15 protein-coding genes and 2 pseudogenes are annotated in these 23,908 nt (G+C 64.8%); 13 read left to right on the top strand and 4 right to left on the bottom strand.

The features are described 5' to 3' along the window. Nucleotides 1–895 (bottom strand): annotated as a pseudogene (locus BLIN9172_RS12485) (IS1380-like element ISBli4 family transposase); the annotation flags it as partial. 317 nt (nucleotides 896–1,212) lie between these two features. Here BLIN9172_RS12485 and BLIN9172_RS12480 point away from each other — a divergent pair. Beyond that, on the top strand, nucleotides 1,213–2,037 hold the full coding sequence (locus BLIN9172_RS12480; protein ID WP_101555366.1) for a thioesterase family protein: 825 nt from the start codon (nucleotides 1,213–1,215) through the stop codon (nucleotides 2,035–2,037). Next, nucleotides 2,034–2,885 (top strand): SDR family NAD(P)-dependent oxidoreductase, encoded by an 852-nt coding sequence (locus BLIN9172_RS12475; RefSeq protein WP_101555365.1) that lies wholly within the window; start codon nucleotides 2,034–2,036, stop codon nucleotides 2,883–2,885. Before BLIN9172_RS12480 ends, BLIN9172_RS12475 begins: the two co-directional genes overlap by 4 nt. A gap of 689 nt (nucleotides 2,886–3,574) precedes the next feature. On the opposite strand, the gene BLIN9172_RS12470 is transcribed toward BLIN9172_RS12475, so the two are convergent. After that, nucleotides 3,575–3,847: a GlsB/YeaQ/YmgE family stress response membrane protein gene (locus BLIN9172_RS12470; protein WP_101555364.1), complete on the bottom strand. Its 273-nt coding sequence runs from the start codon at nucleotides 3,845–3,847 to the stop codon at nucleotides 3,575–3,577. Between the two features lie 240 nt (nucleotides 3,848–4,087). Here BLIN9172_RS12470 and pyrE point away from each other — a divergent pair, with 240 nt between their 5' ends. From pyrE to BLIN9172_RS12450, 4 genes are all read left to right on the top strand, one after another. Then, on the top strand, nucleotides 4,088–4,654 hold the full coding sequence (gene pyrE / locus BLIN9172_RS12465; RefSeq protein ID WP_025778981.1) for an orotate phosphoribosyltransferase: 567 nt from the start codon (nucleotides 4,088–4,090) through the stop codon (nucleotides 4,652–4,654). Between the two features lie 182 nt (nucleotides 4,655–4,836). Next, nucleotides 4,837–5,712, top strand: coding sequence for an ABC transporter ATP-binding protein (locus BLIN9172_RS12460; protein WP_101555363.1), 876 nt, complete (start codon nucleotides 4,837–4,839; stop codon nucleotides 5,710–5,712). Continuing rightward, the gene (locus tag BLIN9172_RS12455; protein ID WP_240812110.1) at nucleotides 5,712–7,409 is read left to right on the top strand and encodes an ABC transporter permease; all 1,698 of its coding nucleotides are present in this window, start codon (nucleotides 5,712–5,714) and stop codon (nucleotides 7,407–7,409) included. Before BLIN9172_RS12460 ends, BLIN9172_RS12455 begins: the two co-directional genes overlap by 1 nt. Next, complete coding sequence (locus BLIN9172_RS12450; protein ID WP_101555362.1) at nucleotides 7,406–8,035, top strand: TrmH family RNA methyltransferase; 630 nt, start codon at nucleotides 7,406–7,408, stop codon at nucleotides 8,033–8,035. The genes BLIN9172_RS12455 and BLIN9172_RS12450 overlap by 4 nt, the downstream gene beginning before the upstream one ends. Nucleotides 8,036–8,394: 359 nt before the next feature. On the opposite strand, the gene BLIN9172_RS12445 is transcribed toward BLIN9172_RS12450, so the two are convergent. Beyond that, nucleotides 8,395–9,540 carry an acyl-CoA dehydrogenase family protein gene (locus BLIN9172_RS12445; protein WP_101555361.1) on the bottom strand — a complete coding sequence of 382 codons (1,146 nt, stop codon included), beginning with the start codon at nucleotides 9,538–9,540 and terminating at the stop codon, nucleotides 8,395–8,397. Nucleotides 9,541–9,578: 38 nt separating this feature from the next. Beyond that, on the bottom strand, nucleotides 9,579–10,772 hold the full coding sequence (locus BLIN9172_RS12440; RefSeq protein ID WP_101555360.1) for an acyl-CoA dehydrogenase family protein: 1,194 nt from the start codon (nucleotides 10,770–10,772) through the stop codon (nucleotides 9,579–9,581). A 304-nt stretch (nucleotides 10,773–11,076) separates the two neighbouring features. Between BLIN9172_RS12440 and BLIN9172_RS18860 the strand changes: the two are divergent. The 7 genes and pseudogenes from BLIN9172_RS18860 to BLIN9172_RS12410 all read left to right on the top strand — a co-directional run. After that, nucleotides 11,077–11,493 (top strand): annotated as a pseudogene (locus BLIN9172_RS18860) (ATP-binding protein); the annotation flags it as partial. Between the two features lie 1,380 nt (nucleotides 11,494–12,873). After that, nucleotides 12,874–13,623, top strand: coding sequence for a helix-turn-helix transcriptional regulator (locus tag BLIN9172_RS18855; RefSeq protein WP_245395923.1), 750 nt, complete (start codon nucleotides 12,874–12,876; stop codon nucleotides 13,621–13,623). Then, complete coding sequence (locus BLIN9172_RS12430) at nucleotides 13,608–16,181, top strand: helix-turn-helix transcriptional regulator (protein WP_170286912.1); 2,574 nt, start codon at nucleotides 13,608–13,610, stop codon at nucleotides 16,179–16,181. The genes BLIN9172_RS18855 and BLIN9172_RS12430 overlap by 16 nt, the downstream gene beginning before the upstream one ends. 283 nt (nucleotides 16,182–16,464) lie before the next feature. Beyond that, nucleotides 16,465–19,152 carry a helix-turn-helix transcriptional regulator gene (locus BLIN9172_RS12425; RefSeq protein ID WP_101555357.1) on the top strand — a complete coding sequence of 896 codons (2,688 nt, stop codon included), beginning with the start codon at nucleotides 16,465–16,467 and terminating at the stop codon, nucleotides 19,150–19,152. A gap of 248 nt (nucleotides 19,153–19,400) precedes the next feature. After that, complete coding sequence (locus tag BLIN9172_RS12420) at nucleotides 19,401–21,296, top strand: nucleoside-diphosphate sugar epimerase/dehydratase (RefSeq protein WP_170286911.1); 1,896 nt, start codon at nucleotides 19,401–19,403, stop codon at nucleotides 21,294–21,296. Between the two features lie 261 nt (nucleotides 21,297–21,557). Then, entirely contained in the window at nucleotides 21,558–22,625 is a 1,068-nt protein-coding gene (locus BLIN9172_RS12415) for a GNAT family N-acetyltransferase (RefSeq protein WP_170286910.1), read from the top strand. Further along, entirely contained in the window at nucleotides 22,622–23,836 is a 1,215-nt protein-coding gene (locus BLIN9172_RS12410; RefSeq protein WP_101555354.1) for an aminotransferase class I/II-fold pyridoxal phosphate-dependent enzyme, read from the top strand. The genes BLIN9172_RS12415 and BLIN9172_RS12410 overlap by 4 nt, the downstream gene beginning before the upstream one ends. Nucleotides 23,837–23,908: the final 72 nt, after the last annotated feature.

Below are 23,908 nucleotides of genomic sequence, written 5' to 3'. Positions count from 1 at the left end.
ACTTCTTCTTCGAGGTGAATGCGGTGAACGGGACCTCGGCGACTTCGGCCTTCGAAATCCAGGCCCTGGTCTCTTCGTCGTAGATCGCTTCGGGGTATTCGATGCCAGTCCATGCGTCGTCGCTGATTGTTCCGATCGCTGCTTTGACCTTCTTGTCCATGCGGACCGTGATCGATACTTCAGCCCCGGCATCCCGGGCGGCTTTGGTCACAGTCGAGGAGTAGTACGCCGAATCAGCCCTGACCAGGGCTGGGAGGCCGGAGTTGATTCGGGTCGTGGTGGCCAGAGCGTCGGCGACGAACTTGTCAGCACCCCGGGCTGACGAGGTTGAGCCCTTGCGCAGGCGCTGGCCGACGATGATCTGGCCGGAGTCGCCCGTCGATGCGGTCGCCAACAGTGCGTTGAGGCCACGACTGCCTTGGTAGCCGAATCCAGCTCCCTGCTTCGACGCGGAGTGGACATCGATGACGGTGTCGTCGACATCGACGAACACCATCGCTTGTCCAGTGTCTTCGCTGGCTGGTAGCAGCGGTGTGTGCTCGTTGAGGTTGGTCAGGAAACGGGAAGAGATCGCGTCGAGTTGCCGGACGTGGCCGAAGGCGAACGAGCGCAGGAACGACCCCAGGGTCGAGGGCGCGTAGACACGATCGAAGAGGTGTTGCATGCCGCCGTGGCGGAGGATGTTCATGTCATCGATCGAGTCGGCCCCGGCAGCCATTCCCGCGACCAGGGTAGCCAGTTTCGGTGCCGGGTTCGCGCCCTTGTCGGCTCCGGTGGTGGTCACGGTCAGACGGTCTTCGGCGAGGTCTGGCAGGCCCGCCATCTGGGCGAGGCTCATGATCGGGACGAGCCCGGTGGTCGCGGTGAGGTTCGCATCGTCGAAGGAGTGAGACACAGACGCGGGTGTGTGGTTGAATAGCACCTGAGAGGTGCCCCTTTCTTGGCCGGGAATGTTGACTTCGAACATCATCATTTTCCCAGTTCAGAAGGGGCATTTCCATTTCACGCGCGGCTTGATCCTGCTACTCGCATCGGTGGATCAAGGCTAAGCCGTCCGCGCCGGAGGTGAAAGCGGGGTGCGTGCGGCTGCCGGTGGGCCGCCTCGGCGTGCTTATGCCGGAGCAACACAGCCGCTTATGCCGGAGCCGTGTGGAAGGGGGCGTGCCCAGCCCCTGCGTCGAGCGGACCCTCTCGGCTCGATAAGCTGGGACCATGCCTGAAGCTCCCAACGAACACCTCGGCCACGACGGGGCCGCCTACCCGGACTCCTACTATGTGCGCCTGTCAGAGGACCGCCTCGTCTCGACCCTGCACAGTCAGGGAGCGTGGCAGCCCGGCGAGCAGCACCTCGCGCCTGCCTCGGGGATCGTGCTCGCCGAGATCGAGCGGCGGCTGCCCAGCGACAAGCTCATCTCCCGAGTGACCTTCGACGTGCTCGGCGTCATTCACTCCGGCGAGTTCACGATCGACGTCAACGTCATCCGTCCGGGACGGACCATCGAACTCGTCGAAGCACAGATGCGCCATGGTCAGCGCACCAGCGTGACCGCGCGGGTGTGGCGTCTGCAGGCCTCCGACACCGAGGAGGTAGCCGGCGACGAATGGCAGGCGATGCCACCGGTGTCCGAAGTGCCCGAGGCTCCTTTCACCGGTCGTTGGGGCGGCGGCTACATCGCGTCGCTCGAGGGCCGGCAGGGCGCGGACGCCCACCCCGGATACGCACAGTCCTGGGTGCGCAGCCCCTATCCTCTCGTCGATGGTGAGATCGACCCGCCGACCGCAGCCTTCGTCAAGTTCGTTGATACGGCCAACGGTCTTGCCGTCCGCGAGAATCCGAAGACGACGTTCTTCCCGAACGTCGACCTCTCCATCCACCTCACGCGCGTTCCCGAGCCCGGCTGGGTCGGCTTCGACACCAGGGTCGCCTTCGGGCCGACCGGGCTGGGGCAGACGACGAGCGTGCTCAGCGACGCCGGCGGACCCATCGGCACTGCGGTGCAGTCACTGACCGTGCGCAGAGGACAAGGCGCGGTATGAATCGCGAGGTCCCGCCCCCGCAGCGCAGCGAGACGTCCCGAACCCGGGACGGATCCTCGCCGAGGCGGGACCCGAGTCCCCGGCCGCGTGCCCTTATCACCGGGGCGAGTTCCGGGCTGGGACGCGGCTATGCCCGCACCCTGGCCACCGAAGGCTACGACCTCGTCCTGGTCGCCAGGAACGAAGCCCGACTGAGTGAGCTGGCCGACCAGCTGCAGACCACGCAGAACATCCGCGCCGAGGTGGCCGTGGCGGATCTGTCCGACCGTGACGGGATCGACTCGGTCGTCGAGATCATCGCGACGCAGCCGATCGATGTGCTCATCAACAACGCGGGCTTCGGTCTGCGCGGGACGCTGCTGGACACCGATATCGCCGAGCTCGACGAACAGGATCGGGTGCTCACCGGGGCGGTGAGGGAGCTGTCGCTGGCTTCGGCCAAGCGCATGCAGTCCCGCGTTCGCGGAGGAATCGTCAACGTCTCCTCGCTGGCGGCGGTGACGACGATGGGACAGTACGCCGCTTCGAAGGCGTCGACTCTGATCTTCACTGAGGCGCTCGCCGGCGAACTCAGGGACAGCCCGGTGACGGTCACGGCCGTTCTGCCCGGATTCATCCGGACGGAATTCCACAGCCGCCTCGGCGTGGAGCGTCCCGGACCTGGTCTGATCTGGCTCAGCGTCGATCAGGTGGTGCGGGAATCGCTGCGTGATGCACGGGCGGGAAAGGTCGTCTCGGTTCCGGGGTGGGGATATCGGTTGGCCGCGCTCGTGGCTCCCGTGGTGCCGCGTCCGCTCATGCGCTGGGGATCGACTGGATTCTCCTTCGCCCGCACTCACAGGATGTGACCTATATGCAATTCTGGGCGAGCCCGACAGTATTGAGTTGAGGATTGAACTACCTGAAGATGAGCCTGTGACCAGGGGTTTTATTCTGATCGCTTCTATGCTATAGGGCTCAACAGGATTCAAGACGGGACGTGAGATTCTTTACAAGCGCTACGAAAGTGTGGTCAAATTAATGTGTTCGCCTGGTGGGGATCGGGTGGACATAACGGACGTATGGGGATGCGTCCGGGTACTCGAGGGGAGTGCTGCGAGGACCCCGGGATGTCGCGATTACGCGCCCCGGGGTTCTTGTCATTCACCGCAGTGTTTCGCGACCGCCCGCCTGACTTCAGGTCACTATCGGACATCCGAACTCGAATCTAGGTCACTATCGGATACTTCTGCGTGCGAAAAGTATCCGATAGTGACCTAGATTCGGTGGCCGCATCCGATGGTGACCTCGCCGCTGCCTGCTGCTAAAGCAGAAACTGCAGCTGCCGGCTTCTGCCGACTGCGGCGCTCTTGGCCCGCGTGACCGAGTCCGTCACCGGAGTAGACGGTGTTGCGGGACTGGCGCCGGGGCTGCGCGACATGATCGCCAATGCGGCCGCACGGGTGATGCGCCGCAGCACGTGAACGGCACAGAAAAAGGTGGATAGCCCATGTTTGAACCTGGGCTATCCACCTTTTTCTGTGCCGTTGCCGACGGGTCAGGCGGCCTTGGACTTCGAGCGTCCGGTGATGAGGCCCCAGACGATGAGTACGATCAGCGAACCGCCGATGGCGCACAGCCAGGACGACAGCGAGAAGAACTTATCCATCTGGGCGCCGAAAATCATGCCGCCGAGCCAACCGCCCAGCATGGCTCCTATCACGCCGAGGATCAGTGTGGCGAAGAAGCCGCCGCCCTGCTTGCCGGGCAGGATCGCCTTGGCGACGGCTCCGGCGATGAGTCCGAGGATGAGATATGCGATGAAACCCATGTTGCTCACGTCCTTCCTGAAGGCACTTGACCGGCTGGGTTGCGCGGTGTTGTTGACACTCTACAACTCACTGTTGGCGAAAGTCTAAAGGTGTGATGATTCTTTATAGCATCGGTACAGACGCGGGCGCGACGAAATCCTCCCGCTCCAGATCTGTGCCGTCTGTCACGTCCGCATCCGCCGCCGTCGCTGAGACGGCGCTGAACGGTCGCCCGAAACCCGCGCATTAGACTGGAGACCATGACCGACAGCGCTGACACTCGCCGACAACTGCTCGACCTCATCGACGAACTCGCCGTGGTGCGCGGCAGAGTGACCCTCTCCTCCGGCAAGGAGGCCGACTACTACCTCGATCTGCGTCGGGTCACCCTCGACCACCGCTCGGCACCGCTTGTCGGCGACGTCGTCCTCGACCTCCTCGAGGCTCATGATCTGCTCGACACGGTCGACGCCGTCGGCGGTCTGACCATGGGCGCCGATCCTGTCGGCACCGCCGTCATGCACCGCTCGGTCGTGCGCGGCACCCCGCTCGACTCCTTCGTCGTCCGCAAGGAGGCGAAGAAGCACGGCATGTCGCGGCGGGTCGAAGGGCCCGATGTCGCCGGCAAGCGCGTCATCGCCGTCGAGGACACCTCGACGACGGGCGGTTCCGTGCTCACCGCCGTCGACGCGCTCAAGGAAGCCGGCGCCGAGGTGGTCGCCGTGGCCGTGGTCATGGATCGTGACACCGGCGCCAAGGAACGGGTCGAAGCCACGGGAATTCCGTATCTGACCGCGCTGACGACTGCGGATCTCGGACTCGACTGAGTCCCGCCTCGGCGAGGTGGACCTGTGAGGTGCCGCCTCGGTGAGGAACCGGCTCACCGATCACGACCTGGGACTCGACTGGCAATTCTGTCGAAATCGAGGACGTGGTTTGAAACAAGTCTCTGATTTCAACACGATAGATGAGACACTCCCCAAGAACTGTTCGATGCAAAGGATGACGCGTGCTCACACTGAAAGAGGTTTCCCTGCGCAAGGGGAAGCGGACATATCTGGACGAGGTGAGTTTCACCGCCGAGACGGGCCGGATCACCGCAATCGTGGGAACCCGCTCGGCGGGCCGCACCGAACTGGTGCGCATCATCATGGGCCTCATCGCCGCTGATGAGGGCACCATCGAACTCGAGGACTTCGAACTCGACTTCGGCGACCGACAGAACTTCGGCTATCTGCCCGCCGAACGCGGCGGATACCCGAACATGCGCGTCCTCGACCAGATCGTCTACCTCGCCCGCCTGCACGGGATCACCCTGGGCGCGGCCGAACGGAACGCGCTGACGCTTCTCGGCCACCTCGAGCTGGCCGACCGCGGCTACGCTCCGCTGAAGAACCTCTCCGGAGCCGAGATCGCCCGCGTCGACATCGCCGCGACACTGGCCGCCGACCCGGACGTCGTCGTCATCGACGATGCCTTCGCCGGCCTCGACGCGGCTTCGCTGCGCCTGGTCACGTCCCTTCTGCGGGCCCACGCATCATCGGGAGTGCCCGTCATCCTGGCCACCGACGACTGGGAGGCCGCACAGACCTTCGCCGACGACGTCGTCATTCTGGGCCAGGGCAAGGTGACTGCCAAGGGCAGCGTCGAGAAGCTGCTCGGCGATCCGCACTACCGAGTCGAGACGACCGACACCGAGGCGGCCGCCTCGGCGCTGAAATCCCGGACCGGAATCAGCGACGTCAAGACCGCCGGACGCGAGCGCGTGAGCTTCCGCGCGAATGATGCGAGGTCAGCCGCCGCTGCCGTGGCTGAGCTGAAGAATGTGAAGAACTTCGAAAGTGTCCGCCCGACACTGGCCGAGCAGTACAAGGAGGCTCTGTAATGGCGCGCAAAGACAACGGTGCGAACGACGAGTCCCCGGAACCGCTCGTGTCCAAGGGCACGGCCGGCGAAGGCATCGACGACCTCGGTGTGCCCGTCGACGACGATGTGATCGAAGACGAGGCCACCACTGACGAGGCCGAGTCGGACGACGAGGCGACCGCGACCGGTGCGACCAAGGGGTCGGCCGCCTCGGCGAAGAAGAAATCGGCCGCGAAGAGCGCGGCAGCAAAGGGCTCAGTTGCGAAGGACACTGATGAGTCCGACGCCACCGACGGCCTCGACGACGTTCCTTTCGAACTCGCCGAGGACACCCCCGACCCGGACGAGCTGCCGGAGACCGGACTGGTCTCGGAATTCGTCGACGTCGGCAACCGCCAGGCGGCATGGCTCGTGTCGAACCGTGAGTCCACCACCGCCATGCGCAGCCCGTACTTCCTGGTCACGGCTGCCGTGATCATCCTCGGCGTGCTGGCCGCTATCATCTCCGGAATCGTCGCCGACGTGCAGAAGGACTCCGGAACACCGACCATGGCGATGGTCGGAGTCGGCGAGCAGGCAGCGATGTACGAACAGCAGCTGGGTGTGAAGATCACCGACGCGAAGGACGCGCCGGCGGCTGAGAAGCTCGTGCGTGAAGGCAAGGTCGACGCCGCATTCATCCAGGACCCGAGCGGTCAGGGACAGCCGACGATCATTGCGCTGGACAAACAGCCCGATGCTCTGCTCGAGAAGCTTGCGCCGAAGACCGAGGCGACGCTGCTCGAGACCCCGGCCGTCGACGGTGCCGTGGCCACCCCGCTGCTGTGGGGAATGGTCGCACTCTCGCTCCTCGTTGTCGCCACTCTGGGCACCGCGCTGTACCAGAACCTGCGCCTGGAGAAGCGCAACCGGATCACCGAGATCATCGCGGCCACGATTCCGCCGCGCGCCTCGGCCTCGGGCCGGATCACCGGCATGCTGACCCTGGTCATCGTCCACCTCGTCGTGGCGGCCGTCATCACCGAACTCGGACTCTCGCTGTCGGGCAAGACCTCTCTGGCCTTCGCCATGCTGCCGGGCCTCGGCTGGTTCGCGCTGGCCCTGCTGCTCACCGCCTGGTCGGTCTTCGCATTGCTGGTCTGGGCGTCGACCGTCGTCGGGTCCAAGGCACGTGCCACCTTCCTCACGATCATCGGCGTCATCACCGTGGCGGGCTTCTTCGCCCCGGTCCTCATCGGCTCCACGGGCACCGTCGCGAAGGTGCTGTCGTGGACGCCGTTCACCTCGCCGCTGGGCATCGCCGGCCGCTCCTTCGCCGGTCAGACCGAATGGTGGGAGGGCCTCGTCGCCGCCGGCATCGCTCTCGTCCTCGCCGTCATCCTCCACGCTCTGGCCTCGGGAGCGTACGTGCGCTCGGTGCTGTCCGGAGGCGGACGCGGCGGCAAGACCGTGAAGATGAGCAAGCGCGCGCAGAAGGTCGGTGCCGCCACCTCGGCGAAGGGCTCCGCGAAATCGGACTCGGCTGCGGATGATTCGGACTCGGACGCGGATGACGCGGACGCGGATGACGCGGATTCGGACGATGTCGACTCGGACGAGGACGCGAACTCAGCGGTCGACGGGAAGTCGAAGGCCGCCTCGGCGAAGAAGTCGAATGTGAAGGCGAAAGACGAAGAGGACGCGAAGTCGGCGGATGATTCCCGCGACGACAAATGACCGAAAGCGCTGAACCGCAGGTGGGGGTCGGTCCGTGGACCGGCCCCTGGCCTGTGGAAGAGCACTTCGATCCGGAGCTGCTGGCTGAGGGCGACCGGCGCAATGTCGTCGATCGGTATCGGTATTGGAAGCACGATGCGATCGTGGCCGACCTCGATGCCTCGCGGCACGACTTCCATGTCGGAGTCGAGAACTGGCAGCACGACCTCAACATCGGTTCGGTCGTGCGCACCGCCAACGCGTTCAACGCCGCAGCCGTGCACATCGTCGGCAAACGCCGCTGGAACCGGCGCGGGGCGATGGTCACGGACAAATACCAGCACGTCATCCACCATCCGAGCGTGGACGACCTGCTCAGCTGGTGCGCCGAGAACGACGTGCCGCTGCTGGGCATCGACAACTTCCCGGACTCCGTGCCTTTGGAAACCTACGACCTGCCCAAGCGCTGCCTGCTCCTGTTCGGCCAGGAAGGACCGGGGCTGAGTGAGGAAGCGCATGAGGCGAGTCGGGACGTGCTCTCGATCGCGCAGTTCGGTTCGACGCGGTCGATGAACGCCGCAGCCGCTGCCGCGATTACGATGCATTCCTGGGTCCGCCGCCACGTGTACGACCAGCCCGTGAACTGACGGTTTCGTCGGGGCGGAGGTGCTGCCCGCGCCGAGGAAGCTGTGGCCTCCTCGGGCAGGTGCGGTTGACGTCATTGTTGGGTCGATCCACGGTGTTCTGAGCGCGGAAATCACCGTGGATCGACCCCACAATCCAACTCCGCCGGGCGCAGCAGCGTATCAGCCGGTGGGTGAGGCGCCGAAGGTGCTGTACCTTCGCCAGGGTTGGGCGGAGTAGACACGGACGATGCTGACCGTGCGAAGCGGACACGAAGAAGCGCCGAGGCGGCACGAATGATTTCGTGCCGCCTCGGCGCTTCTGTGCTGCCGGACCGAGTCGCTCGGGTCCTCGGCGGAACCGGAGCGACTCGGTCGCTGCCTCAGCTGAGGTCGGCCGCCTGGGGCTCGATGAGTCCGCCCAGTTCGGCGAGCTCCGCGGTCAGCGAATCCGCGTCGTCGAAGGTGCGGGTCATGACCGTCAGGCGCTTGGCGTAGTGGCCGATGGGGTACTCCATGGTCATGCCGATGCCGCCGTGCATCTGGATCGACTCCTGGCTGATGTTCCGAGCGGCCCGGTCGACGATGATCTTCGCGGCGATGACGTCACGGTGACGGTCCTTCTCGGCCCCGGGGACCTCGGAAGTGACGGCCAGGCGCGAGTACAGGGCCATGCTGCGTGCGTACTCGAGCTCGGCGTAGAGGTCTGCGGCGCGGTGCTGCAGAGCCTGGTTCGCGCCGATCGGAGCACCGAACTGCTCACGGGTCTTCAGATACTCGGCCGTCATCGTCAGTGAGGCTTCGAGTGCGCCGACTGCCTCGGCCATGATCGCGGCGTTGCCCAGGTCGAGGACCTCGGACAGCACGGCGTTCGCGTCGGCGGCGTCGAGGCGCTGGGCGGCGACACCGTCGAGCTTGAGGTTCGCACTGCCCAGGCCATCGGCCTGACGCTGAGCCACCCGGGTCAGGCCCTCGGCATCAGCGGCGACGAGGTAGAGGCCGAGTTCGCCGTTCTGCGTGGCGGTGACGATGAAGTGGTCGGCGACGTCTCCGCCGAGCACGTTGTTCTTCTCGCCGGTAAGGGTGAAGCTGCCGTCGGCGCCGGAGACCTGGGTCTGCGGGGCGTCGACTGCGTAGCGCAGTCCGGGCTCGAGTGCGGCGAGAGCGAGGAAGGTCTGTCCCTCGGCAACACCGGGCAGGATGGCCTGTTTCTGCTCCTCGCTGCCGCCGAGCAGAACGGCGTTGGCGCCGAGGACTGCGGTTGCCAGGAACGGTTCGAGGACGAGGGAGCGGCCGAACGCTTCGGCGACCACGGCCACCTCGTTGAAGGTCATGTCCGCGCCGCCGTAGGACTCGGGGATCGCAAGCCCGAGCAGTCCCATCTCGGCGAAGGCCTGCCACTTCTCGCGGGAGATGCCCTCGTCGCTGCGAAGGATCTCTTCGCGCTTGGCGATGTCGTACTCGCTGCGCAGGTACTTGTTCAGTGTGCTGGCGAGTTCTTGCTGAATGTCGTTGAGTTCAAGATCCATTGTTGTCCTTCTTGGGAGATCGGGTGAGCGTCGGTATCTCAGAGACCGAGCAGTGCCTTCGAGATGATTCCGCGCTGCACCTCGGACGAACCGCCGTAGATGGTGACCTTGCGGGTGTTGAAGTAGCCGGGCAGAGCGTCGACGGCGCCGTTGGGCAGGTCGGACAGACCCTGGCCCTGCACGCGGTCGGAGACGAAGTCGAGACCCTGCGGACCGAGCACGTCGACGAGGAGTTCGGAGATGTCCTCCTGCAGCTGGGAGCCCTTGAGCTTGAGCACCGAGGAGCGCGGATCCGGCTTGTCGGACCCGGCGGCCTGAGTGGAGAGGATCCGCAGCTGGGTCATCTCGAGCGCGGTGAGTTCGGCTTCGATCTTCGTCAGACGAGCGGAGAACAGGGGATCGTCGAGCAGAGTGCCGCGAGCGGTCTTCGTCACCGCGGCGTAGGCCTTGGCACGGGCGAGGTTGACCTTCGAACCGCCGATGCGGGCGATTCCGGTGCGCTCGTTGCCGAGGAGGAACTTCGCGTAGGTCCAACCCTTGTTCTCTTCGCCGACGAGGTTCTCGACGGGCACCTCGACATTGTCGAAGAAGACCTCGTTGACCTCGTGGCCGCCGTCGATGAGCTGGATCGGGCGGACGGTGACGCCGGGGGTTTTCATGTCGATGAGCAGGAAGGAGATGCCGGCCTGCTTCTTCACATCCGGATCGGTGCGCACGAGGTTGAAGATCCAGTCGCCATACTGACCCAGGGTCGTCCAGGTCTTCTGACCGTTGACGATGTACTTGTCGCCCTGGCGCACCGCCGTGGTCTTGAGCGAGGCGAGGTCCGAACCGGCGTTGGGCTCGGAGAATCCCTGCGACCACCAGATGTCGATGTTCGCGGTGGCGGGCAGGAAGCGCTCCTTGATCTCCTGCGAACCGAAGGTGGCGATGACAGGACCGACCATGGAGACGTTGAACGGCAGCGGCTGCGGAACGCAGGCCAGCTGCATCTCTTCGAGCCAGATGTGACGCTGCACGGGGGTCCAGTCCTGGCCGCCCCATTCGACCGGCCAGTTCGGCACGGCATAGCCGTGCTGGTTGAGGATCTGTTGCGAGGTGACTATGTCGTCCTTGCTCAGCTCCTGGCCGGTGGCGACCTTGAGGCGGAGTTCCTCAGGGATCTCCGTGCGGTAGAACTGACGCATCTGCTGCGCGAAATCGCGCTCTTCTGCATTCAGTAGGGTGTCCATGCGAACTCCTTATAGATCGTTCAGTAACTTTCCTTCAATGGTACGGTCCGGTGTTCAGGCTCACAAGTGGGCGATGAGGGATATCCTCGCCGAGGCGGCCCTCCGGTAGGGGCGGGCGTTGATGTCACAATCGCCTAACTTTATTTCAAAAATGTATTACTACATCTATCGCGAGTGGTAATACTGTTTGTGGAATTCCTTCGGTGATTCCCAGACGTGAGCCTCTCCGGACCGAACCCCGTGCCGCTGGGGCTCCGCATTCCCCGCCGCAGTAGATCCCCAGGGGTACGGAAAGCTGAGTGACGTGTCAGGCAGGACCACATACATCCCCCCGGTCGTACCCTCGCGCCGGCTCTACGGATATGAGTCCGAACTCTCGACGCTCGTCGACGCGCTCTCCGGGCAGCGTCATCTGGGTGCACTCATCATCGGCGCGGCGGGCGTCGGGAAGACCGCGTTGGTCAACACCGCACTCTCCCGTCTCGACCCCGATCTGTCGGTCACCCGTCTGCGCGGCTCGGAGAATGCGCGGGTCCGAAACCTCGGAATCTTCGAAATCCTGCTGTCACGGGAGGGCATCGACACGGACCTCCCGCCCGGCCGAGCACTGTCGGTGATCGGTGATCTGTTCGAGCGCAGAGCCGCCGGAGGGCGCTGCCTGGTCGTCGTCGACAATGCCGATCTCGTCGACGATCATTCCCTCGCAGTGCTGGCCCAGCTGACGGATGCACGCAGGATCACGCTCGTCGTCGCCGCCGAATCCGCGCGCCCACCGGTCGATCTCATCGCCGGACTGTGGCTGGCCGGAAACGTCGTCAGGATCGATCTGGACGGTATCGACGAGGCGGATGCGGTGGCGATGATCAACGGCATCGGACTCATGGAGACCGAGACGAGATCGGTCTCGGAGCTGACCGCTCTCGCCCATGGCAATCCGCGGCTGCTCGAGAGGCTGCTGTTCGGACGGAGCCGGACCAGCGGGGTCGAAACGGCGATCGCCCGGGTCGATCAGACCAGTCGCGAGGCCATCGAAACCGTCTCTCTCATCGAAGCGGTGCCCTATGACGTGCTCGTCGGACTCACCAGTCCGCAGACGATCGACGCTCTGGCGGAGGACGGTCTGCTCTCGATCTCGAAAGGGCGAGGGGGAGAGGTGAGCATGCACGAACCCGTCACGGCTGAGAATGTCCGCGCCGCGGTCCCTCCGTCTCGCAGTCTCGAACTGCTCACTCGGTTCGATTCCGTGGTCGACCGTTCGGCTCTCCATGGTCGGGCGCTCTTCGGATGCGCCGCGTGGTCGATCTCCTTGGGGCGGGTGCCGACTCTCAAACAGGTGCTGGAGGCCGCAGGGTGGGGGAACGCACAGGGCAGGTACCTCGAAGCTGCGGAGATCATCCGCACCAGCGGCTATCGCGGTCCCGAACTCGACCTCGAACTCGCCCGTTGCGAGTGGGGAGCCGGCAGGCTCCGACAGGCCCGGGAGATCATCGACCCGCTCGTCTCCGACGCGTGCCTGAACCCAGGTGCCTCAATGCCGGAGTACCTGTCCCGACTCGCCTCCATGGAACTGAGGCTGGTGGACCCACGGAGGCCCGAGGATCTGCGGCTGGACTGGGTCCGGGACACGCTTTCGCTGCCGATCGACATCGGCCGCCTGGACGCGACGCGTGCTCGATTCGAACTCAAAGGAGGTCGGATCGCCGCTGCCTGCGCTCTGGCCGAAAGCGTCTATCTCAACCACGCGTGTTCGGTGCGCCACCGCCTCCGGGCGTGTGCGTTCCTCGGCGTGGCAGAAGTGATGGCCGGGCACATCGAACTGGGGCTGAGCTATATCGCCCAAGCCCGGCTCATGTTCGGACTTCCCGGGCCCGAATCGTTCGAACGGGAAGATGCCGTCCCGCAGTTCTTCGTGGCGAACTTCATCGCCGGCAACTGGGCCGAGGCGCGAACGGCAATGGATGAACTGACGTCCAGCCGACGGCTGACCAGACTGACGAACGCACTCATCGACCTGCGTACCGGCAACGCGGCGAAGGCTCACCGCATCTTCAGCGAACTCAACCTCGGTGCCGACCCCTGCGACATCGTCGATATAGCGGGAATGGCCAGGTCGGCGCTGTCTTTCTCCGCGGTGCTGACACATCAGCGGAGCGAAGTCGTCCCGATCGCCGTCGACGAGGGCTCCGACGCCAGTCGGCACTCGTGGTGGGCGTCCTTCGAAGCCAGACTCTTCGACCTTCAGGCATTGGCGCAGACGTCGCCCGGGCCCGCAGGCCCGCAACTGTACGAGCTCGGGGCCTGGGCGGACGAGCACGGCGCGCACACTCTTGCCTGCCTCGCCTGGCTCGAAGCCGGCCGGCTCGGGCATGAGCAGGCCATCGGCTGCCTGGCGGCGTCGGCCGGCAGGGTCGATGGTGCCCTCGGTCGCCTGCTGCGTGCTGTGTCTCATGCCTTCAGCACAGGCGATCTGCAGGCGCTCATCACCGCGGCCCGTGAGGCGCTGCTCTTCGGCGCCGTCGTCCTCTGCGCCCAACTGTCCGGCGAGGCCCGACAGCGCGCTGTCGCCGAAGGCGATGCCACAGCCACCAAAGAAGCCCGGATCCTGCTGGGGCGGAGTCGGCGCGAGCTCGACTTCGGCAGTGATGGAAAGCTGTTCCATGAGAACTTGACCGAGCTCGAAGAAGCAATCATCACCGGTGTCGTCGACGGCCGGACGAGCGCCGGGATCGGAGTGGAGCTGCACCTGTCGGCCCGAACCGTCGAATGGCACCTCGGCCGTCTCTACCGCCGAGTTCACGTGGCCAATCGGCAGGAGCTGCGAGAGGTGGTGACGGAATGGCTGAGGAACTGACCACAGCAGCCGCCTCGAGTGCTCCTGACGGAACTGAGATCTTCGGACGCAGAGGCGAACTCGACCTGATTCGTCAGTCATTGCGCTGTTCGGAATGCTCCGGCATCCTCATCGAAGGTGAGATCGGCGTCGGCAAGACCCTCCTGGCGAGAACGGCCTTCGCGGATGGTAACGACGGAATCTGGATCCGCGGGGACCGGGTGCACCAGAACACCGAGTTCGGGGTCTTCGGTCTGCTCGTCGACCTCGATGGCGATCCCTCCGCGCTGCTGGGGCGAATCGTGTCCCGGCTCACATCGACCCGAACTCCTCAGGCGGTCTTCGTCGACGATGCCCACCTGCTGGACTCCCGCTCGCAGGAGATCCTGGCCGACTTGGCCAGCGTCGGTTCGATCAGGCTCGTTGCGATGTCGCGGTCCAATCCCGAGAGCGGGGTCATGCCGTTCTCGACTCTGGTCGAAGACCGTGTGCTCCAGCATCTCGTCCTCGGCCCTCTTCCCCTTGAGGACTATCGGTCGATGATCGAACACCGCCTCGGTCACATCGTGTCCCAGGCCGTGGTCGACATCGTCGACTTCCATTCGCAGCGCAATCCGGGCAGGCTCATCGAACTCCTCGAATACACCGCACGACGTTCGCGCTTCCTCATGCGCCGCGGAGTGTGGATCCTCGACGGACTCGACATCGACTACGATGCGCGTGCCCGCGACTATGCACGGATCGGTCTTGCCGACCATTCGCCGCAGGAGACGGACGCTCTCGAGCTGGTCGTCCTTGCGGGAGAGGTGGAACTTTCGACACTGCTCGAGTCGGGACTCGGGGAAGCCGCGGATGCGCTCGTGGCCGCCGGCGAGCTGAAGATCGACGCGCAGAGGTCCCATATCTATAGGGCGGTCGAGAACCACGCCTCGGACACGATCAGGTTCACAACTCCGACCGGTCGGAGCAGAGAGTGGTTCGATTTCATCGACGCTTGCGGAGATGCGCCTTCGGAGTGGTCGCAGGTGGTCCGGGCCGAATGGGGGCTGATCTGCGGAGCAGAGGTCAGCGAGTCGAAGACCATCGAGGCCGCACTGACCACCGCCCGTCTCGGAGACTGGCATCGGGCGATGCGGCTGATCGGGGAGATCCCGACGGAGCGGTTGAGTCCGCACGAGCTCCTCTCGGTCGCCCTGCTCTACTGCGGATGCAACAAGGCCCCGCTCGGCCTCGACTTCCTGGCCCACGGCGTTCGCACGGCCTGTTGCGCACAGCTGGTCGTGGACTCACTCGTGGTGTGGATGAATCGCGCTCTCAGCTCGATGTCCCCCGCGCTGCGGCTTGCGGACTTCCGCACCGCACTGGAACGGCTGCAGGATGACGGTGACGGACACCCCGGAGGGGGAGTGGATGCAGAATTCGGGCTCAAGCTGTTCGACCGAGTCGCTGCGCTCGTGGCCGAAGAACGACCGATCACGGTGGATGTCTTCGAAGGACTCTCCCACGAGAGCGTCGCGCCGGGCAGCTTCCATCTCCTCGACACGATGCTGCAGGCAACACATATGCTCGACTCGGGCCTCACCTTGGAAGCGCTCGCCCTCCTCGAATCCCTGCAGGCCGAATTCCACTTCGACAGCACGGCAGTGCTCCATGTGGTCATGCTGCGGGGGCGCACTCTGCTGCAGCTGGGACGGGTAGCCGAGGCGAGGGAGCTGATGACAGCGCTGCCGACCCACGACATCGCGTATCTGTCAGCCCGATCGGGACCGATCGACCTGCTGTGGGCGCAGACCCACCTGCTTGAGGGCAACCTTCCGGGGGCGATGAAGGCGCTGCGAGCCGCGATCGAATCGCTGACCTATTGGAATATGGGCACTCAGCTTCCCATCGCATTGGCAGAGGCCGAATATGCGGTGTCTCGGGTGGGAACGGCGGCTGAGGCCGACGATCTGCATGCCCGCTTCGACGAGCTGCCCGTGACAGCTCCGTACCACGAATATCGGCGGGTGCTCGTGCTGCGGACGACGGCACGTGCGATTCGCACAGGGGAGCCCAGGTACGAACACGAGCTGCGCCGCATGTTGGACGAAGCCCAAGCCGATGGGGCAGCGGCGATCGTCGTCCTCATCCGCCTGCATCTCTTCCTGCACTTCGATGAGATCGCCCCCGAGGCGATGTGCGAAGCGGCCGCGCACGGAACCGGGCGTGAGTTCGACATCGTCGGCCGCCTCGGCGCTGCTCTGCGCGATCATGATCGTGCTGCCTTGACTTCCCTTGCGGAGGAATACGGCCCGTCGATGCCGGACCTGGCGGGCAGATGTGTCGCACTGGCCGCACGATTCGGAGCCGGCCAGAGCCGCGGACCGGTTGGGCAGGTCACGGGGCTGACTGCCCGGGAGAAGCAGATCAGTGCGCTCATCGTCGCCGGTCGGACGAATGCGGAGATCGCTGCGGAACTGGGCGTGCGGGTGCGAACGGTCGAGGGACACACGTACCGGCTGTTCCGAAAACTCGGCATCGAGCGCAGAGAACAGGTCGCCGAGGCGATGCGGGATACCGAAGGCCGACTGCGCGCCTGAGTTCGAACCGAGTATGCGCAACTGCGGGATTTCGGACACGAGTGAGTACTCGCAACGGTGCTCCAGTGGTGACTCTGCGGTGACTGAGTAGTGACCTGACGGGGACTCCCGTATCGACCACCTGGTCCGGGACGGCCGCCGGCGAGCAGTATCTGAGTATGGACATCACACCTCAGCCTCCTCAGCGAACCGTTCCCCGCGCCGTGCGAACGGCAGCGGCCATCCCGGGGCCGGTCACCGTTGTGCGGACGATCTCCCCGGACGAGACGACGGGCGGTGGATCATGCGTCAGGTGATTCGTCGTAAGGAAGTCGGCGACCTCCGCTCCCTTCTCTCCCGACACCGTGCCGCTGCTCTCACCGGCGGCTTCGGGTCCGGAAGGCGTTCGATTCTGCGGGCGCTGGAGTCGGAGTGGGACGGGACGGTCATCAGGGCCGCATCGAGTCCGCTCGACGAGGACACGCCCTTGTCCGGGTTAGGCAGTCTGCTCGCTGCAGTCAGCGCATCCGCGAACGGACCCTCCGATCCGTCGGAGCTCGCTGCCGATGAGGTCGTGCCGAGCATGATGGCGGCTCTCCGATCGATCCCCGGAGATGAGGACACGCTCATCCTCGTGCCCAATGCCGATGACATGGACATGGACTCGCAGCGGGTGCTCGGTCAGGCGCTGCGCCGGTTGAAGTCGGGACGTCTGCACATCGTCATCACGGTTCGGTCGATCGACGATGACGGCCCGTTCGCCTCGGTGCCGGAGATCGAACTCGCGGATCTCAGCATCGCCGAGCTCATCGAGCTCGCCCGCGACCTCGCGTTGGCCCGCTTCGGACACACGCGCATCGCCGAGGAGGCGGCCCAGGTCGCCGCCCACGCCGCAGCTGGTCGTCCCTTGGCCGTCAGCCACATCCTCGAGGAGATGGCGCCCAGCGAGATGCGCGGGGAGATCGCGCTGTCGATCCCGGTGCGAGTGGGACCGGCCAGCCGACCGATGATCGCCGACTACGTCGAGGGGCTGAGCGATGGCGCCGATGCGCTGCTCAGATGCCTGTCGCTGTCGCCGCTGACACCGCTGCGGCCTCTGGCCAGGAGGCTGCCCGGGTTCTGGGAAGCCGTCGACGAGTTGGAATCGCGCGGCACGATCGAACGTCGGGAAGCTTTCCTGCGGATACCGCACGGATTCGTCCGTGCCATGGTGCAGCAGTCGATGGGAGCGAGCGAGCGACGCCGGACCCACCTCGTCCTGGCCGAGGACTGTGCCGACACATGGCCGCAGATCGAGGCATGGCATGTCTCGTTCATCGACCCGGGTGAGGAGACCGCGCAGCAGCTGGCGGCGCACGCTCTCGGCCTGGTGCGCCGCGGACTCACCGCCGGAGGTGCCGAATTCGCCGAACGGGCCATCCGAGTCTGCGACGACATCGAGGAGCTGCGCGGTCAGTTGGTCGAGATCGCCGAGACACTGTCCGATCACGGGCAGTTCGCCTTCTCGCGCCGCTATGTGAGGATCGCCTCCCGTTCGAATCGGGCCGCGGTCGTCGTCCGGGCTCGGACGCTCGAGGTCCGCAATGTCTTCCTCGAGACGCAGACGCTGCCGTCGCCGCTGTTCGCATCGTGGAGCAGTCGCGAATCGGAGCAGGCGCCCGCCGAAGTGGCGCGCCTGCAGCTGACTCTGGCGCTCTGCCATTGTGAACGGGGCGAATTCGCCCGAGCGCAGGAGCTTCTGACACTTGCCGACGCCGCCGTTGAGCACGTCCGCGACAGTGAGCCGCAGCTTGCACAGGCCGTGCGCATCCTGCTCGACAGCAACGGCGGGGAGGACGGATCGGCGCTCGCCGGATTCGCGAGCCTGCAGGAACACCAGGATTCGATCAGACCGAGCTTCGGACTCGCCGTCGCCCACGGGCTGATGCTCACCGAGCACTATGAAGCCGCCACGGCCGTGCTCGACCGCATCGGTGAGACCTGTGCCGCGACCAGGGTCTGGAAGCGGCAGGTGGACTGTGTTCGTGCGGAACTGGAAATGCGGCGCGGCCGCGTCAGTCAGGCCGTTGAGGTCATCGACAGGGTCATCGCGGAAGCGGAGGCCGACCAGCGCAGAGGACTCGTCGTCGTTCGGCAGGATCGGATTCTGCTGCTGCACTCGTGGAAGCTGCTGCTGACCGGACGCACCGGCGAAGCAGGGCTCGTCGAGGAACGGACGGCGGTCTGGGCTTCGGCGACGAACAACCACCGCCTGCTGGCCGAGCTCAATGCGCTTCAGGGCAGATACCTGCTGCGCACCGACTGTCCGGCCGAAGCGCTCGGGCACCTGCGACGCTGCGAGCAGCTGTCCGCGGACGAGGCCAACCCGAACGTGCGTCGAATCGACGGCGACCTCATCGAAGCGTTGGTGGGTGTGGGCAGGCGGGAGCATGCGACTCTCCTGCTCCAGAAGCTGCGTGACCGCGCGAAGGCGTGTCCTTCTCGGTGGACCGATCTGGTCGTCGGTCGGAGCGAAGCGCTCCTGGCCGCCGGGGAGACTGCCACCGAACTGTTCGGGAGAGTGCTGCGGCAGGCCGGCAGCACTGAATTCGTCTTCGAGAAGGCGGTCACTCATGCGGCATTCGCCTCGAGACTGACCGACAACGGGTCGAAGCTGAGAGCACGCGAACAGAGGCTCGCCGCGGCGGCGCTGTTTCGCGAAGTCGGTGCCGGTCGGTTTGCCGACCATCTCCGCACAGGTCAGATCGTCGACGAGCCGGAGGCGCCGACGATGCCTGAGCTGCCGCGCCTCGGCGAGCTCAGCGATGAGGAGCTCAAGGTCGTCGAGCTGGTCCGTGCCGGGCTGAAGAATCGGGAGATCTCCGAGCGGATCTTCGTCTCCCTGCGCACCGTCGAACTCCGCCTCACGGCTGTCTACCGCAAGCTCGATGTCGGGTCGCGAACAGAACTCGTGTCGCGGCTCGCGGGCAACCCGCGTCTCGCCGCAGTCTGACCTGGCGTCCGTGCGGAGCGTGAGCCGCAGACGGTTCGCGCCGTCTGCGGCAGAACGCCCCGCGGAGACCCGCACCGCAGTCGCGGATGACCGCAGTCTCCCCTCCGCAACCGCCAGAACAGAGTCATCGCACTCCTAGCGTGAAATCGACGCATTCTGCAGTCGGAATCGCAGCATCGTCGGCTCTCACCGACGATGCCCGGCCGCCACATCGAATGGGCCGGAATTGTCGAGCATGGGAGATCACGATGACTGTGTCAGAACATCCGAATCCACTCACCCGGACAGGTGCGGTGGGCGCGGCTCCGCCGACCCCGGTGACTGCCGGTGCACCGAGGCCGGCGCGGATGGCGATGCGGATCTGGAGGAGCAAGACCAGAATCCAGCTGGTCTTCGATGTCGCCGCTTGGGGCTGTGCCGGACTGCTCGCAGCTGCCGTCATGGGAAACGGAGCCGTCAGCGTGGTCGAACTCGCTTCCGCAGCAACGACCGCAGTGGTCCTGCAGCTGCTCCTCGGTCTGCTCATCGGGCTCTACCGCAGTCGCTATCACTACGGAAGTTTCGCCGAATACGGCAGCATCGCGATCATCGCCCTGATCATCGCCTGCGGCCTGATGGCTGTCACCTTGGGGGATTCCCCGTTCGTTCTGCTCACCGTGTTCTCCGCGTTCATCTTCATGACCGGCAGCCGGTACCTCGTCCGCTGGTCCCACCAGATCGCGACCCGTCCGCTGCAGGGGGAGCGAGTGCTCGTCGTCGGAGCTGGTAACGCAGCTGAGTCCCTCATCCGGCAGATGCTTTCCGACCCTGACGGTGCGTATCTTCCCGTCGGGCTCATCGACGACGATCCGCACAAACGGCAACTGAGCATTCACGGGGTCCGTGTTCGGGGGACGAGTGAGGACATCGCCGAGGTGGCCGGATGGCTCAATGTCTCCGGAGTCATCGTTGCGATCGCCGATTCCGATGCGGACTTCCTGCAGACCTGCCGTGATCGTCTGCAGCCGACAGGGAAGTGGCTGAGGACGATCCCGCCGCTGGCAGAGATGGTCAATCGGAAGGTCGAGATCGGCGACATCCGCGATATCAAGGTCGAAGACCTCATCGGCCGTGCCCCGGTGCACACCGATCTGGCGGAGATCGCGAAGAAGGTGGCCGGCAAGAGGGTGCTCGTCACCGGAGCCGGAGGATCGATCGGCAGCGAGCTCTGCCGACAGCTGTTCGCTCTCCACCCAGAGAGTCTCGTCATGCTCGACCGGGATGAGACCGCGTTGCATGGAGTCGAACTCACTCTCTACGGTTCTGCACTGCTGATGTCGCCGAACACGGTCCTCGCCGATATCCGTGACAGGAGCGCCCTCGACCATATCTTCGCGGAGGCGAAGCCGCAGATCGTCTTCCACGCGGCGGCACTCAAGCATCTGCCGATGCTGCAGAGATTCCCCGAGGAGGCCTGGAAGACGAATGTCCACGGCACTCTCAACGTCCTCGAAGCCGCGCATGCTGTCGGAGTCGAAACCTTCGTCAACATCTCGACGGATAAGGCCGCTGCCCCGACGAGCGAACTCGGTCGGAGCAAGCGGATCGCCGAACGACTGGTCAGCGGATTCGCAGCGAAATCGCCCGGAACCTACCTCTCTGTCCGCTTCGGCAATGTTCTGGGCTCCCGAGGTTCGGTACTTCTGTCGTTCCAGGAGCAGATCCGACAGGGCGGCCCGATCACGGTCACCGACCCTGAGGTCCGGCGCTTCTTCATGACGATCCCGGAGGCGTGCCAGCTGGTGCTGCAGGCAGCGACGATCGGCGAAGACGGCTACGTCATGGTCCTGGACATGGGAGAGCCGGTGCGCATCGTCGACATCGCCCGGAGTCTGGTTGCGATGTCGAATCAGACTACCGAGATCGTCTATACCGGCCTGCGGGAGGGTGAGAAGCTCGACGAGGAGCTCTTCGGCGACTACGAAGGCACCGTCATCCGCATCCACGACAAGATCAGCCGGGTCGAGGCACCGAGCCTCGACGCCGGAGCGATGCCACTCGACTCCGCCGACCGAGCTGCCATCGACTTGTTCTGCTCCCGGGCCTGCACGAATGTCGATGAAGCAGATGTACGCCGAACGGAGAGCAGGACCCATGCAGTCTGAGAGGCGATTCAGGGTGGCTGCGGTCGACTGCCCATGCGAAATCTGGAGAGCAATCGGTCACTTCCGCCTTCGGGGACAGGAGAAGCCAGTGAGTGAAAGAGCAGCGAGGTGCGGGCGATGAGAGCCACATGGACAGTCTGGGACGGAGAAGCTGCTGCGGACCGGAAGCAGTGGATCGACCTCTGGTCAGACTCTGCCGAGCGACATCCGTTTGCCCATCCTGATGTGTGTGCCGCACTCAGGCCAAAGGGCGGCCGACTGATGGCTGCGTCGCTGTCGCACACGGGCGGGCACGTGCTCTATCCGTTCTTTCTCCGCGAGATCGATGGAGACCTCGCTCGTGCTGCAGGTCTCACCGGAGACGATGGTGCCCCGCTCTATGACCTCGTCTCCCCATATGGCTATGGCGGGCCGATGCACTGGTGCATCGGCGATGTCGCCGCTGCGACCGTGAAGTTCGAAGCGGACTTCGCCGTCTGGGCCGAGCAGAATCGCGTCGTCAGCGAGTTCGCGAGGTTGTCGCTGTTCGAGGAATCGCTTCTGCCATTTGCCGGTCACACCCGGAAACGGCAGACAAACCTTGTCCGCGACCTCGAAGTCACTTCCGAGGAACTCTCTCAGGCAGTGGCATCGAAGGTTCGAAGCAATGTTCGCCGCGCTCATCGTGAGGGCGTCACGATCGTCGTCGATACCGATGGGCGATACGTCGATGATTTCGTCCGTATCTATTCGGAGACGATGGAACGTCGCGACAGCGTCGACTGGTACCGATTCAAACGGCCTTTCTTCGAAAGCCTCCACACAGCCCTGCCAGGCCAATTCGCCTATGTGTATGCGCACCTTGACGGTCTTCTGGTCTCTTCTGACCTCCTCCTCTTCGGCCGAGAAGTGGGCTATTACTTCCTCGGGGGGACTGAAGCCGCAGCCTTCAGAGCTCGTCCCAACGACCTCGTCAAAATGGAGTCGATGAAATGGCTCAAGGAGCGAGGCTGCAAGAAGTATGTGCTCGGAGGCGGTGTCACGGCTGAGGACAGCCTCGAACGGTACAAACGGGGATTCGCACCGACCGGACAGGTCGACTATTTCACTCGCGAGCGCATATTCTCTGCTGCGCGGTACGACCGACTGCTGGCAGCACATCGGCTCAGGCTCTCGGCCGTCGGCCGGGAGTTCGATGAAACCGGAGACTACTTTCCCGCTTATCGACGGGAAACCGAACCGACTTCGCAGACACGGGGGGCCGATGACAGCGGCGCTTCGTCGGAATCGGAGACGCCGAACGCCCATGCCGATGGATTCTCCCGTTCGCTGCAGGAGGCGGCGTCATGACTGTCTCCGAAACCGATCGCAGCACCGGCGTCCTGCCGCCGACGGCTGCCCGCCCGCACTCTCCGTCGCCCGTCGAAGCCGATCGGATTCCTCTGTCGACTCCTGACGTCGGAAGCCTTGAGGAAACCTATCTTCTCGCGGCCTTCCGCAGCGGATGGATCGCACCTGTGGGGCCGGATCTTTCGGCGTTCGAAAGCGAACTGGCAGCTGCAACAGGTGTTGCTCATGCAGTTGCGCTGTCGTCCGGAACTGCGGCACTTCATCTGGGCCTGCTCGGTCTCGGGGTCAGGACGGGCGACCGAGTCCTCACCTCGACGATGACATTTGCCGCCACCGCGAATGCCATCACCTATTGCGGGGCGACTCCGGAATTCGTCGACTGCGGTCCGGACGGCAACATTGACCCGGGCCTATTGCATCACCGCCTCGAACGGTCAGCGAGAGCCGGACGACTTCCGGCCGCGATCGTCCCCGTCGACCTGCTCGGGCGACCTGCAGATTATGAGCGGATACTGCCGGTCGCGGCGGAATACGAAGTCCCCGTCCTGGTCGATGCCGCAGAATCCCTCGGTTCCGAGTACCTCGGGCAGCCAGTGGGCGGGTTCGGTCGGGCATCTGCGGTGTCATTCAACGGCAACAAGATCATGACCACCTCCGGCGGTGGTGCGCTGCTCACAGACGATCCCGAACTCGCTCGCAGAGCCGCTCACCTCGCTGCTCAGGCACGACAGCCGGTCGTCCACTACGAACATCAGGAGATCGGATACAACTACCGCCTCAGCAATCTCCTGGCTGCACTCGGCCGGGCCCAGCTGACTCGCCTCGAGCAGATGGTCGAACGGCGACGGGCGCACCGTCGACGGTATGCTGACTTCTTCGCCGAGCACCCGGGCCTCGCTCTCTTCGGCGATGGCAACCACCATCGCGACAATGCCTGGCTGACCGCGGTGATCGTCGACGAGGCCGAGACCGGAATCAGCGCTGGGGCTTTGGGACGGATGTTGGCTGATCGCGGAATCGAAACGAGACCGCTGTGGAAGCCTATGCATCTTCAACCGGTGTTCGCCCGCTGCTCTATGACGGGTGGTCGGCTCTCCGAGTTCCTGTTCTCGCACGGTTTGACTCTGCCCAGCGGTTCAGCGATGCGCGATGACCAGCTCGACCGAGTTCTCTCGGCGCTCTACGAGCTGCTGACCAATGGACGTCGCTGAGGAGGAGTCGGCTTGCCGCAGGGCGGTTGCGGATCACCGCAGGTTCCTCCGTCGACGTCACTTCCGGACACG

The sequence above is a fragment of the Brevibacterium linens ATCC 9172 genome (genome assembly GCF_900169165.1).
In the GTDB taxonomy this organism is placed as follows: Bacteria; Actinomycetota; Actinomycetes; order Actinomycetales; family Brevibacteriaceae; genus Brevibacterium; species Brevibacterium linens.
Note: the sequence above shows the minus strand (reverse complement) of the source record. Positions and strands in the feature narration are given on the sequence as shown.

What these genes read in the sequence shown, in the direction of transcription:
- BLIN9172_RS12450 (WP_101555362.1), top strand. Translation starts at nt 7,406, where the DNA reads ATGACCGAAAGCGCTGAACCGCAGGTGGGGGTCGGTCCGTGGACCGGC.
- pyrE (WP_025778981.1), top strand. Translation starts at nt 4,088, where the DNA reads ATGACCGACAGCGCTGACACTCGCCGACAACTGCTCGACCTCATCGAC.
- BLIN9172_RS12430 (WP_170286912.1), top strand. Translation starts at nt 13,608, where the DNA reads ATGGCTGAGGAACTGACCACAGCAGCCGCCTCGAGTGCTCCTGACGGA.
- BLIN9172_RS12470 (WP_101555364.1), bottom strand. Translation starts at nt 3,847, where the DNA reads ATGGGTTTCATCGCATATCTCATCCTCGGACTCATCGCCGGAGCCGTC.
- BLIN9172_RS12420 (WP_170286911.1), top strand. Translation starts at nt 19,401, where the DNA reads ATGACTGTGTCAGAACATCCGAATCCACTCACCCGGACAGGTGCGGTG.
- BLIN9172_RS12455 (WP_240812110.1), top strand. Translation starts at nt 5,712, where the DNA reads ATGGCGCGCAAAGACAACGGTGCGAACGACGAGTCCCCGGAACCGCTC.
- BLIN9172_RS12440 (WP_101555360.1), bottom strand. Translation starts at nt 10,772, where the DNA reads ATGGACACCCTACTGAATGCAGAAGAGCGCGATTTCGCGCAGCAGATG.
- BLIN9172_RS12415 (WP_170286910.1), top strand. Translation starts at nt 21,558, where the DNA reads ATGGCTGCGTCGCTGTCGCACACGGGCGGGCACGTGCTCTATCCGTTC.
- BLIN9172_RS12480 (WP_101555366.1), top strand. Translation starts at nt 1,213, where the DNA reads ATGCCTGAAGCTCCCAACGAACACCTCGGCCACGACGGGGCCGCCTAC.
- BLIN9172_RS12445 (WP_101555361.1), bottom strand. Translation starts at nt 9,540, where the DNA reads ATGGATCTTGAACTCAACGACATTCAGCAAGAACTCGCCAGCACACTG.
- BLIN9172_RS18855 (WP_245395923.1), top strand. Translation starts at nt 12,874, where the DNA reads ATGGCCAGGTCGGCGCTGTCTTTCTCCGCGGTGCTGACACATCAGCGG.
- BLIN9172_RS12410 (WP_101555354.1), top strand. Translation starts at nt 22,622, where the DNA reads ATGACTGTCTCCGAAACCGATCGCAGCACCGGCGTCCTGCCGCCGACG.
- BLIN9172_RS12475 (WP_101555365.1), top strand. Translation starts at nt 2,034, where the DNA reads ATGAATCGCGAGGTCCCGCCCCCGCAGCGCAGCGAGACGTCCCGAACC.
- BLIN9172_RS12425 (WP_101555357.1), top strand. Translation starts at nt 16,465, where the DNA reads ATGCGTCAGGTGATTCGTCGTAAGGAAGTCGGCGACCTCCGCTCCCTT.